The sequence below is a fragment of the Acidovorax benzenivorans genome (genome assembly GCF_028680575.1).
Lineage (GTDB): Bacteria > Pseudomonadota > Gammaproteobacteria > Burkholderiales > Burkholderiaceae_C > Acidovorax > Acidovorax benzenivorans.
On the sequence record NZ_JAPCKI010000007.1, the window covers coordinates 51,469 to 64,050 of the forward strand.

The 12,582-nt window shown below is 66.1% G+C and carries 10 protein-coding genes; 9 read left to right on the forward strand and 1 reads right to left on the reverse strand.

The features are described from left to right. Positions 1-12 precede the first annotated feature (12 nt). The 9 genes from flgE to OIN59_RS14025 all read left to right on the forward strand — a co-directional run bounded on the left by flgE (position 13) and on the right by OIN59_RS14025 (position 10,866). A complete protein-coding gene (gene flgE / locus OIN59_RS13985; RefSeq protein ID WP_274111305.1) occupies positions 13-1,293 on the forward strand; it encodes a flagellar hook protein FlgE in 1,281 nt (426 codons plus the stop codon). A 46-nt stretch (positions 1,294-1,339) separates the two neighbouring features. Further along, complete coding sequence (flgF, locus tag OIN59_RS13990) at positions 1,340-2,080, forward strand: flagellar basal-body rod protein FlgF (RefSeq protein WP_274111307.1); 741 nt, start codon at positions 1,340-1,342, stop codon at positions 2,078-2,080. Between the two features lie 43 nt (positions 2,081-2,123). After that, positions 2,124-2,906: a flagellar basal-body rod protein FlgG gene (gene flgG / locus OIN59_RS13995; protein WP_274111309.1), complete on the forward strand. Its 783-nt coding sequence runs from the start codon at positions 2,124-2,126 to the stop codon at positions 2,904-2,906. 38 nt (positions 2,907-2,944) lie between these two features. Further along, the gene (locus OIN59_RS14000) at positions 2,945-3,667 is read left to right on the forward strand and encodes a flagellar basal body L-ring protein FlgH (protein ID WP_274111311.1); all 723 of its coding nucleotides are present in this window, start codon (positions 2,945-2,947) and stop codon (positions 3,665-3,667) included. A gap of 319 nt (positions 3,668-3,986) precedes the next feature. After that, positions 3,987-5,129, forward strand: coding sequence for a flagellar basal body P-ring protein FlgI (locus OIN59_RS14005; RefSeq protein ID WP_407655101.1), 1,143 nt, complete (start codon positions 3,987-3,989; stop codon positions 5,127-5,129). A 152-nt stretch (positions 5,130-5,281) separates the two neighbouring features. Beyond that, positions 5,282-6,202, forward strand: a complete 921-nt coding sequence (flgJ, locus tag OIN59_RS14010; RefSeq protein WP_274111315.1) for a flagellar assembly peptidoglycan hydrolase FlgJ — start codon at positions 5,282-5,284, stop codon at positions 6,200-6,202. A gap of 25 nt (positions 6,203-6,227) precedes the next feature. Then, positions 6,228-8,204, forward strand: coding sequence for a flagellar hook-associated protein FlgK (flgK, locus tag OIN59_RS14015; protein WP_274111317.1), 1,977 nt, complete (start codon positions 6,228-6,230; stop codon positions 8,202-8,204). A 27-nt stretch (positions 8,205-8,231) separates the two neighbouring features. After that, entirely contained in the window at positions 8,232-9,485 is a 1,254-nt protein-coding gene (flgL, locus tag OIN59_RS14020; RefSeq protein WP_274111319.1) for a flagellar hook-associated protein FlgL, read from the forward strand. Between the two features lie 136 nt (positions 9,486-9,621). Then, on the forward strand, positions 9,622-10,866 hold the full coding sequence (locus OIN59_RS14025; protein ID WP_274111321.1) for an HDOD domain-containing protein: 1,245 nt from the start codon (positions 9,622-9,624) through the stop codon (positions 10,864-10,866). Between the two features lie 165 nt (positions 10,867-11,031). On the opposite strand, the gene OIN59_RS14030 is transcribed toward OIN59_RS14025, so the two are convergent. Further along, positions 11,032-12,528: an aminotransferase-like domain-containing protein gene (locus OIN59_RS14030; protein ID WP_274111323.1), complete on the reverse strand. Its 1,497-nt coding sequence runs from the start codon at positions 12,526-12,528 to the stop codon at positions 11,032-11,034. Between the last annotated feature and the right edge of the window lie 54 nt (positions 12,529-12,582).

The following is a 12,582-nucleotide window of genomic DNA, read 5'->3' on the forward strand; positions in this document are numbered from 1 at the left end:
CAGGAGAACACCATGAGTTTTCAGCAAGGCCTGTCCGGCTTGAACGCCGCCAGCAAGAACCTCGATGTCATCGGGCACAACATTGCCAACTCCAACACCGTCGGGTTCAAGGCCTCGCGGGCCGAGTTTGCCGAGATGGTGGCCTCGGCCATCGGCTCGGCAGGTGGCTCCAACGCGGGCATCGGGGTGGAAGTGGCTGCCGTGGCGCAGCAGTTCACCCAGGGCAACCTGAGCATCACCGGCAACAGCCTGGACGTGGCCATCAACGGCAACGGGTTCTTCACCCTGACCCTGCCCGACGGCACCGCCGCCTACACCCGATCCGGCAACTTCAAGCTGGACAAGGAAGGCAACATGATCACCAACGACAACGCCAAGGTGATGGGTTACCCGGTGGACCCGGTCACGGGCCTGCGTACAGGCACTGACCCCATCCCCATGGTGTTCCCGACGGCCGAGCCAATCCCCGCCAAGCAGACCACCAAGATCACGGCGGCCTTCAACCTGGACGCCCGCGCCACCGACGCGGCGGGCGACCCTGCAGCCACGCCCCCCATCCCGGCCACACCGCGCGCCACGTACGGCACGTCGATCAACGTGTTCGACAGCCAGGGCGTGGCCAAGCCGGTGAGCCTGTACTTCCAGAAGACCGCCACCGACAACACCTGGGACGTGTATGACGCCCTGGACGACCCCACGGCCGTGCCGCCCGTGGTGGCCACGCCCATCGGCCAGATCACATTCGACAACAACGGCGCCATCACCGGCCCGGTGGCCACGCCACCCGCCACGGGCTTTTCGCTGCCGCTCACCGTCAACCCCACGCCGCCCAACCCCAACAACCTGCCCACCTATACCGTGGACGTGAGCCTGGACAAGGTGACCCAGTTCGGCACCAAATTCGCGGTGTCCAACCTGAGCCAGGACGGCTACACCTCGGGCGAGCTGACCGGCATCAACATCGAGAACAACGGGATGATCATGACCCGTTACTCCAACGGTGTGACGCGTGCCGAGGGCCAGCTCGCGCTATCAAGCTTCCGCAACACGCAGGGCCTGGCCTCGGTGGGCAGCAACAACTGGGTGGCCACGTTCGAATCAGGCCAGCCCGTCGCAGGCACGGCCACCGATGGCAGCTTTGGCTCGCTGCGCTCGGGCGCGCTCGAAGACTCCAACGTGGACCTGACCGCCGAGCTGGTGAACATGATGACCGCCCAGCGCGCCTACCAGGCCAATGCACAGACCATCAAGACGCAAGACCAGGTGATGTCCACCCTGGTGAACCTGCGTTGATCGGCTGAGCCCTTACTGAACCCGCCCAGGACACCGGAGAGCCCCCATGGACCGCATCATCTACACCTCGATGACAGGCGCCAACGCCGCAGCGCACCGGCAGGCGGTGTTGTCCAACAACCTGGCCAACGTGTCCACCGGCGGGTTCCGCGCCGAGATGTCCACCTTCCGCTCGGTGCCACTGCAAGGCGACGGCGCCAAGACGCGCGTGTTTGCGCTGGAGGCCACCTCGGGCTACGTCAACACCCCCGGCCCCGTGCAACGCACCGGCCGCAATCTCGATGCCATGGCGGCAGGCAATGCCTGGTTTGCGGTGCAGGGGCTCGATGGCACCGAGGCTTACACCCGCGCCGGCAGCTTCGAGGTGTCTGCCACCGGCCAACTGCTCACCCCCACCGGGCTGCCCGTGTTGTCCGATGGCGGAGCGCCCATCGACGTGCCGCCCGGGGCCGATGTGTCGCTCGGGTCCGACGGCACCTTGACCTCCAAGATCCCGGGCCAGCCCGCCCAGGCCATTGGCCGCCTCAAGCTGGCCACGCCCACGCCCGAAGACCCGCTCAAGCGTGGTGACGACGGGCTGTTTCGCACCGCATCGGGCGACCCCATGCCCAACGACGCCAACGCGCGCATGCTGTCGGGCGCGCTGGAGGGCTCGAACGTGAACCCGGTCGAATGCATGGTCGGAATGATCGCTGCATCGCGCCAGTTCGAGCAGCAGATGAAGCTGCTGCAGACCGCCGAAACCAACGACAAGACCGCCAGCCAGTTGCTGAGCATGAACGGCTGATGCCACTGCCAACCAACGCACGCACCCGCCCTAAGGAAGCACCATGATCAACTCCCTCTGGATCGCCAAGACCGGCATGTCTGCCCAGCAGACCCAGCTCGATGTCATCTCGCACAATCTGGCCAACGTCTCCACCACCGGCTACAAGCGCAACAACGCGGTGTTCGAAGACCTGATCTACCAAAACCTGCGCCAGGTGGGTGCGAACACGACCGAACAAAACCAACTGCCCACCGGCCTGCACCTGGGCCTGGGCGTGCGCACCGTGGCCACCAGCCGCAACTTCATGCAGGGCAGCCTGCAGGAGTCCAAGAACAACCTGGATGTCGCCATCAACGGCAACGGCTTCTTTGAAGTGACCATGCCCGATGGCACCGTGGGCTACACCCGCGACGGCTCGTTCCAGGTCGATGCCCAGGGCCGCATGGTCACGTCCAGCGGCCTGCCCGTGGTCAACGGCATCACCATCCCGGCCAACGCCACCAGCATCAGCATCAGTGCCGAAGGCGCTGTGGCGGTCACGGTCCCCGGCAACACACAGCCGCAGACCGTGGGCAACCTGGCCATGGCCAGCTTCATCAACCCCGCCGGCCTGGAGCCCATCGGGCAGAACCTGTTCAAGGAATCCGCCGCCTCCGGCCAGCCCCAGCAAGGGACGCCGGGCACGAACGGCCTGGGCATCATCAAGCAGGGGTTTCTGGAAGCCTCCAACGTCAACGTGGTGGAAGAGCTGGTCACCATGATCCAGACCCAACGCGCCTACGAGATGAACTCCAAGGCCATCCAGACCTCGGACCAGATGCTCGCCAAGCTCGCCCAGCTGTGACCGCAACGCCCCGCGCGCTTTTGCCCAGGACCTTCGCCATGCGCACTTTCACCCGCTCCCTTCGCCTGCTGCAGGCGCTTTGCTCGCTGCGCGCGGGCGTACCCGCCGTGGGCGCTGCGCTGCTGTGCGCGGGCTGCGCCACGCTGTCGCCACCGCCACCAGTGGACATCCTGCCCACCACCCCACCCCCGCTGGCCGCTGCACCGCGCACGACACCGCCGGTCACTGGCGGGCTGTTCCACAACGCCAGCTACCGCCCCGCGTTTGAAGACCGCCGCGCGCGCCTGGTGGGCGACAACGTGACCATCCAGATCGTGGAGAACGTGACGGCCAGCCAGAAGTCTTCGTCCACGGTGGACCGCACCTCCGAAGTCTCCGCTGGCGTGACGGCGCTACCCTTCACCAACAAGACCTTCACCGACAAGCTGGGCGTAGGTGCCAACTCGGGCAATGCGTTCTCCGGCAAGGGCGGCACAGAAAGCGCCAACACCTTCACCGGATCGATCACCGCCACCGTGGTGGACGTGCTACCCAATGGCCACCTGGTCATCACCGGCGAGAAACAGATCGGCGTGAACCAGAACGTGGACGTGCTGCGCTTTTCGGGCACGGTGGACCCGCGCGCGCTGCAACCCGGCAGCATCGTGAACTCGACCCAGGTGGCCAATGTGCGCGTCGAGTCGCGCGGACGCGGCGCACAGAACGAAGCCCAGGCCATGGGCTGGCTGGGCCGCTTCTTCAACACCGTCACGCCGTTCTAGCCCCCTGAGCCGCTGCGCGCCTCCTCCTGAGGGGGGACGCCGCCAGCGCGGCGGGGGCGGCTCTTGCGCGGCGCCCCCCGCCTTGGCCGCGCCAGTGCCTCCGGTGCAGAGCATCGAGAATGCTATTAATTTAATAGCTGTTTGCGCAATATAGATAAGCGCCAGCAGCCAATTTCTCTCAAATTTCATCTTATGGTGACCTCCGGGTGCGCAGTGCGCCATTGGTCGGTTTCGCCCCACTCTGGACCCATGCAATAAGCCGGTGAACCCGCTTCTTTTTGGGTTTTAGTTCTGGCCATGGCCCACCACAATGGATGCCATGAAAGCCTCGTCCCACTCCCCCCTGCCCCGCACCGTGCGCGCGCTGTGGCTGCTGCTGGCCCTGGTGGCCGCAGGCCTGGCAACACCCGCACAGGCCTTGCGCATCAAGGAAGTGGCGGCAGTGCAGGGCGTGCGCAGCAACCAGTTGACCGGCTACGGCCTGGTGGTGGGGCTGGACGGCACAGGCGACCAGACGACGCAGATGCCCTACACCACGCAGGCCATGTCCAACTACCTGCAGCAGATGGGCATCAGCCTGCCGCCCGGCACGGCCTCGCAGCTGCAACTCAAGAACGTGGCGGCGGTGATCGTCACCGCGCAACTGCCCGCCTTTGCCCAGCCGGGCCAGCAGATCGATGTGAACGTCTCATCCATGGGCAACGCCAAGTCGCTCAAGGGCGGCACGCTCATCGTCACACCGCTGCGTGGCGCTGACGGCGAAATCTATGCACTGGCCCAAGGCAACATGGTGGTGGGCGGTGCGGGCGCATCGGCCGGTGGCAGCAAGGTACAGATCAACCACCTGAGCGCAGGCCGCATTCCGCTGGGCGCGCAGGTGGAACGGGCCGTGCCCACCCCCCTCAACGAAGGCGACACCATCAACCTGGGACTCAACGCCTCGGACTTCCAGACCGCCCGCCGCGTGGCGCAGGTGATCAACGCCAAGCTGGGCAACGGCCTGGCCACCGCGCTGGACGGCCGCACAGTGCAGGTGCGCGCGCCCATCGACCCCGGCGCCCGCGTGGGCTTCATTGCCGACCTGGAAGAGCTTCCGCTTGAATCCTCCGTGCCCTCGGCCAAGGTGGTCATCAACGCCCGCACGGGGTCGGTGGTGCTCAACCAGGCGGTCACGCTGGGGCCTTGCGCCATCGCCCACGGCAACCTGTCGATCACCATCAGTTCCACACCGGTGGTCAGCCAGCCCAATGCGTTCTCGCAGGGCCAGACGGTGGTCACGCAAAAGAGTGACATCACCATCAACCAGGAGCCGGGCAACGTGATCCAGATGCCCGCGTCGCCGCAACTGGCGGACGTGGTCAAGGCCCTCAACACGCTGGGCGCCACGCCCGGAGACCTGCTGGCCATCCTGCAGGCCATCAAAGCCGCCGGCGCGCTGAACGCCGAGCTGGAGGTGATCTGAATGAAGCACCCCCTGAGTCGCTTCGCGCCTTCCCCCTCTCCTGCGGGAGGGGAACGCACCCGGTGGCCTGGCAAAGCCAGTTCCACGGGTGCACTGGACTGCGCCGCGCCGGGTTCACGGCCTGTGGGTGACCCACCGCAAGAGGCTTGACCATGGCCCTCACCCTCCCGTCCTCCGGTAGCACCACCAGCCCGTCGAACGCGCTGGCGGTCGATATCCGCTCGCTCAACTCCCTCAAATACGAAGCGGGCACCAGCAACAGCTCACAGGTCACGCGCGAGGCGGCCAAGCAGTTTGAATCGCTGTTCATGCGCGAGCTCATCAAGAGCATGCGCGACGCCACGATGAAGTCCGGCCTCATGGAGGGCGAGCAGGCCAACCTGGGCCAGGACATGCTGGACCAGCAGTTGTCGGTCAACATGTCGGGCCTGCAGGGCGGCCTGTCGGAAGCCATCGCCCGCCAGCTCTCGCGCCAGATGGGGGGGGCGGATGCCAACTTTTCGGTGCCGTCCACACTGAGCCTGCCGCAGGCGCAGCCCCGGTCTGCGACCTCCGCCACCACATCGTCCGTCGATACCACCCTGCCCGTTCCCAAGGGCCGCGAAGGGTTCGTGCAGCACCTGAGCGGCACCGCCGAGCGCGTGGCGCAAGAGAGCGGCATTCCCGCCAGCTTCATGCTGGGCCAGGCCGGGCACGAAACCGGCTGGGGCAAGAGCGAGATCAAGACCGCCAACGGCGGCACCTCGTTCAACCTGTTCGGCATCAAGGCGGGCAAGGGCTGGACTGGCAAGGTGGCCGAGGTCACCACCACCGAATACATCAACGGCACACCGCGCAAGGTGGTGGCCAAGTTCCGCGCGTACGACTCATACGAAGATTCCTTCCGCGACTACGCCAAGCTGATCACCGACAGCCCGCGCTATGAAAAAGCCCAGGCCACGGCCAAGACGGGCTCTGCCGTGGCCTACGCGGCCGAGCTGCAAAAGGCCGGGTACGCCACCGACCCCGAGTACGCCAAGAAGCTCAGCGGCGCCATCAACAGTGCGCTGCGCGTGCAACGTGCCCAAGCGTGATGGACGAGAAGAACCGAGGTAAGCCATGAGTCTGCTCAACGTCGGCGCCCGCGCCCTGCTGGCCAACCAGGTGGCCCTGCAGACGGCAGGCCACAACATCGCCAATGTCAACACGCCCGGCTATTCGCGCCAGACGGTGGTGCTGCAAACCGTGCAGGGCCAGTTCACGGGCGGTGGTTACATCGGCCAGGGTGTGGATGTGCAGACCATCTTGCGCAACCAGAGCGAGCTGCTCACGCGCCAGTCGGCCGCTGCCGGATCGACCCAGGCAGCCGATGCCGTGCGTGCCGAGCGCCTGAGCCAGTTGCAGGAAGTGTTCAGCGGCGGCACCCAAGGCCTGGGCGCCGCCATCAATGACATGATGAACGCATTCTCGGATGTGGTCAGCAGCCCCACCGACATCACCGCGCGCACGGTGGTGCTCACGCGGCTGGACGAAACGGCCGCACGCATGCGCACGGCGAGCGACCGGATCAACGAGATCGAATACACCGTCAAGGAACAGCTGCAAAGCAGCGTGACTGCGATCAACAGCCTGGCAGCACAGATGGCGGCCATCAATGAGCAGATCGCCCGCGCCACCGGCAACGGTCAAAGCCCCAACGACCTGCTGGACCAGCGCGACCAGATCATCCGCGACATCAACCAGTATGTGCAGACCACCCAGATCCCGGCGGATGACGGCACCGTGGGGCTGTTCGTGGCAGGCAGTCAGCCCCTGGTGCTGGGCTCCACGGCCACCACCCTGTCGATTGATGACGCCACGGCCTTCCCTGGCAGCGGCCAGTCGAAGCTGTTTTTCAACCGCCCCGGTGCCACCCCCGTCGAACTGGACGAGAACGTGCTGGGCGGCGGCACCGTCTCGGGCCTGCTGCGCTTTCAAAACACGGACCTGACCGAAGGGCGCAACCTGCTGGGCCGCATGGCGCTGGCCATCGGCATGACGATGAACGAGCAGCAGAACCTGGGCCTGACGCTGGATGGCGTGCCGGGCAAGGACCTGTTCGCGCTGCCTACCAGCATGCCGGGCTCCACCAACGGCGCGGGTGTGGGCACGGTGTCGTTCACCGGCCCTACGCAGTTTGCAGCGTCCGACTATGAGATCCGCTTCACCACCGGTACGGCCGGGCAGGTGGTGCGCCTGTCCGACGGCAAATCAACCCCGTTCACCGACGCGGCCAACCTGGCCACGCTGCAGATCGACGGGCTCAACTTCAACCTGACCACGCCTGGCAACCCGGGCGAGCGCATGCTGTTCAAGCCGTTCAGCACGGCTGCCAACAACATCCAGGCGCTGGTGTACTCGCCGCGCGACCTGGCAGCAGCCAACCCCATCAACGCGGCCATGGGCACGTCCAACGGCGGCACCATGCAGCTGGGCAGCCTCAAGGCCACGGGCCTGCCCAACCCGCCGGGGCTGGTGCTGCCGGCCAATGCCAACCCAGCAGCCATCCCGCCCATCCTGGGAGGTATCCAGTTGCAGTTCACCGCCGGGCCGCCCACGACCTACGACGTGCTCGACCGCGGGACCACGCCCCCCACCTCGCTGGCGACTGCGCAGCCCTACACCTCGGGCCAGCCTATCTCGATCAACGGGTGGGAAATCACGTTGCAGGGCACCCCCAAGACGGGCGACACCGTGGTGATCGGCAACGCGCTGGACCCGCAATACGGTGACACCTACACCCGCAATGCGGGCAATGCCAGTGCGCTGATGGGCCTGCGCGACGTGAAAATGTTTGACGAGTCCACCCTCACGGACGGGTACGCTGGCGCCATTGCACAGGTAGGCACACGCACGCAAAGCGCCAAGTTTGCAGAACAGCTGTCCACCACCATCGCTGCCAACCTGGAGCGCGACCGCACGGCGGTGTCGGGCGTGAACCTGGACGAAGAGGCCGCCAAGCTGATCCAATACCAACAGGCCTACCAGGCGTCTGCCAAGATGATCCAGATTGCGCAGAACATTTTTGATTCGCTGATCCAGGGCCTGGGCCGATGACCATAGTCCCCGCCAGAGGAGTTCGACATGAGCACTAACATCTACCGCCTTGGCACGGCCAACATGTACGACAACGCGCTGCGCAACCTGGGCGCGCGCCAGACCAGCCTGAGCAACCTGCAGGAAAACCTGACCTCGGGCAAGCGCGTGGTGCGGGCCAGCGACGACCCCGTGTCTGCCGCGCAGGCCGAGCGTGCGCTCAACCGCCTGTCGCGCATCCAGACCGAGCAACGTGCGCTGGAGACCCAGCGCAACGCCATCGCGCAGGGGGAATCCTCACTGGGCGACGCAGTGAATTTGATCCAGAACTTTCGGGAGCTGGTGGTCAGTGCGGGCGACGCCAGCATGACCCCCAACGACCGCGCCACTGTGGCCAACCAGCTGCAGGGCTTGCGGGAACAGCTGCTGGAAGTTGCCAACCGCAAGGACACCAACGGCATCCCCTTGCTGAGTGCATTGGGCAGCGCGCTGGCACCGTTCCTGGGTCCACTGAGCAGCTCGCCCGACTACGACTTCCAGGGCTTGCCTGGTCAAACGGCGAGCAGCGGCGTGACGGTGCCGGGGACGCTCGACGGCGACTCTGCCTTTATGTTCGACCCCAACCGCGACGGTGTTTATGCCGCCGGAGTCAGCACCATCCCGGTAGGCCGACAGCTCACCACCACGGCCATCACGCCCACCAACACGGCCTTGGTAACGGGCGACAACTACACCATTGCCTTCAGCGCGGTGGGTCCGGGCGCCACCACCGGCACCAGCACGGCCACGTACACCATCACCAACACCACCACAGGCGCCGTATCTGCCCCCGTGGTGGTGCCGGACTACCCCACCGACAAGCCGGTCACCATTTCAGTTCCCGGCATTCCGGGGCTGTCCTTCGATATCAAGGGCAACCCCGCCAACGGGGACACCATCACCCTGCAGCCCAGCGCCAGCATGTTCAGCACACTGGACAGCGCCATCAACGGCATCCGCAACGCTCCCAACAACAACGGCGCCATCCAGGCCGTGGGGCAAGCACTGGCCAACATCGATATCGGACTGGAACGCGTGCACAACATGCGCAGTTACGCAGGCGAGCTGCTCAACCGCGCAGACCGCATCACCGGCGACCAGGAAAAGCGCTCCATCCAGCTCGAAGGCGACCGTTCGCGGGCGGAGGATCTCGATATGATCAAGGGCATTTCCGACTTCCAGAACCAGCAGGTGGGTTATGAGGCTGCACTCAAGTCCTATGCGCAGGTTCAGAAGTTGTCGCTGTTCAACTTTATTGGCTAGGAGCCCGCGCGGCAGGGGGTGTTCGGGCGCAGCGCCCATCGCACCCTGTGCCGCCAGGCTTCAGCACCGGTTGGTGCAACGTGGCGACACCCATCCCGCGCGCGCTGGCTGGCCCCGTTTTTTTGCCTGAGAGCACATGGTCCAATCCGTCCTTGGCAGCCTGATCCTGGGCTACCGCCCTTTGTGGAACCGCGCCCGCAAACTCGCTGGCATCCAGCTGTATGCCCACAACGAGGCGTCGGCAACGGTCGATGGCGGCCACCTGCTGCGCACGCTGCAGGAGCTGTGGTCGGCCAGCTCGCCGCCACTGCTGATCTCGGCACAGACCCGCCAGTTGCTGTGCGACCTGCTCGAACACGCGCCACGGGCTGCGCCCTGGATCGAGGTGCGCGGCGAGTGGCTGTCGGACTCCGCCATCTATGACCGTGTGAAGGCCGCTCACCAGCGCGGGCTGCGCATGGTGTGGCGGGGCGACATGGACAAGCTGCCCGAGCCCGAGATCGCCCGCTGCTTCGACAACAGCCTGCTGACCCTGCGCCCCGAAGACGCCGTGGCCGCACTGCAGGCCACGCCCCCACGCCCCGGTAGTGCTGCCGCCGCAGCGGCACCTGCCGCCAAACGCACCCCCAGCCCGGTGCTGGCCGGCCAGATGTACGAAAACATCGCCAGCCGGGCCCTCATGGACCACTGCCTGGACCAGGGCAACGCGATGGCGCTGGCCGGGTGGCCGACGGAAGACGTGCTGTACAGCCTGCGCCACCACCCGCAGCAGCCGTCGCACGCAGTGATCTTCAAGCTCATGAAGGCCATCGACGACGAGCAGTCGCTGGAAACCTTTGAAGACATCATGGGTGAGGATCCGCTGCTTGCGTACCGCTTCATGGTCTATACCAACTCGGCCGCCCTGGGCCTGCGCACGGGCATCGACTCGCTGCGCCGGGGCCTGGTGATGATGGGCTACAGCTCCATCAAGCGCTGGCTGTCCGACCAGTTGCCCCATGCGAGCACCGAGGCCAACATGCAGCCCGTGCGCGAAGCCATGGTGATCCGCGCCCAGCTCACTGCGCGGCTGCTGGACGCGGGCATCGAGAACGACCTGCGCCGCGAGATCTACCTGTGTGGCCTGCTCTCCCAGCTCGATGAGCTGTTGGGCGAGCCGCTGGGCACCATCCTCAAGCGCCTGCCCCTGTCCGAACGCATCTACGACGCCACCGTGCTGCGCACCGGCCCCTACACCGGTGGCCTGCAGATGGCCTGCGCGCTGGAGACGGACGACGCCAGCGCCATCCGCCAGCTGTGCGAGACCTTCGAGATGGACCTGGAAGAGGTCAACCGCGCGCTGCTGCGGGTGTTGTCTGACCTGGAAGTGGACAGGAAATAAGCTCCCCCTGGGCCGCTGCGCATCTTCCCCCCAAAGGGGACGCCACCAGCGGCCTGGCGGAGCCAGTTACGCGGTGGCACTGGTATGGGCCGCACGCGGGTTCGAGCCGACAACACGATGAAGCACCCGCCATGCACGGGTAAGCTGTAAGCCGCTCTCGGCTACTTACCTCGCCTGCTCGTCGCGCACCTGGGCGAACGTCTTCCAGAACGCGGCCTCCTGCGTCGTCGCAAAGTTGATGCGCATGAGCGTGCTGGGTTTGCGCTCTGCATGGAACAACGCACCGGGCGCCAGCAGGTAGCCTTCGTCCAGCATGCGCTGCGACAGCGCATCGGTGTCCACCCCCGTCTCCACCCAGCCAAACAGGCCCACCGGCTCGGCCGCAAAGGTGCACCCCGCACCCAGGGCTAGCTTGACGCTGCGCGCACGTGCGGCATCGAGCCGGGTGCGGATGCGTTCGGCGTGGCGGCGCAGTTGGCCCTGCTCGATGCACAGCGCCAGGGCTTTCTCCAGCAGCGCCGGGGTGGTCAATGTGGCCAGCAGCTTGGTGTCCAACAATTGTTCCACCAGCGCGGGCGGCGCGGCCATGAAGCCAATGCGCCAGTTGGGCGCCAGGATCTTGGCAAAGCCACTCACGTAGATGGTGCGCTGCAGGCCATCCAGCGCCGTGAGGCGCGTGGCGTGCTCCGGCGCGATGTGGCTGTAGGTGTCGTCTTCCACCACATGAAAGTTGTGCTGGTTGGCCAACTGCAACACGCGGTGGGCGCTGCCCGGCGACAGACAGTAACCCGTGGGGTTGTGGAACACGCTCACGCTCACGTAGAGCTTGGGCTTGTGCACCTCGCAGTAGCGCGCCATCACTTCCAGGTCGGGCCCGTCCGCACGGCGGGGCACGGGCAGGATGTGCATGCCCAAAGCGGCCAGGCGCGCAAACTCCACCGCCCAGCCGGGCTCCTCCACCATCACCGGGTCGCCCGGGCGCAGCAGGGTGCGGCTCACGATGTCGAGCGCATGGGTGGCCCCCACGGTGGTGATGATGTTTTCGGGCACCGTATGCACGTTGAGCGTGGACAGCTTCTTGGCCAGCACGCGCCGAAGGCCTGCATCGCCCAGCGGCTCGCCATACTGCAGCGAAAACTCCTGCAAGGCGCGCGAGTTGGTGACCTTGCGCACGGCAGCGGGCATGAAGGTGGACTCCAGCCAGTCGGGTGGAAAGACCCCCATGCCGGGCTGGGGCTTGTCGCTGATCTTGTGGAACATGCCCCGGATCAGCGCCGTGGCGTTGACGGGCGACACCCCTGGACCCGCGCGGCCGGCGGCACGCGCCGCAAACCAGTGCGCAGTGCTCCAGTTGGCCGCTGCACTCTCCAGAGCCAGGTCGTCGGGGCGAGCGCGTGTGTCAGGGTCACCGTCTGGCGCATCCACCACACGGCCACTTTCACGCACAAAAAACCCCCGGTTCTTGCGCGCCTCCACCAGGCCCTGCGCCAGCAGCTGGTCGTAGGCCGCCACCACGGTGGACGGGCTCACCCCATGCTGCTGCGCACACTGGCGCACCGAAGGCAGGCGCGCCCCCGGCGCCATCAGGCGGTTGCGGATGCGCTCGGCAAACCGGGCAGACAGTTGTTCGGTCAGCGACTGGGTGGACGATTTCATCAGCATGGGGGCATCCTGCAAGGTGCGCCGCCTGGCGCCTGTGTGTATTGTTTTGCCGGG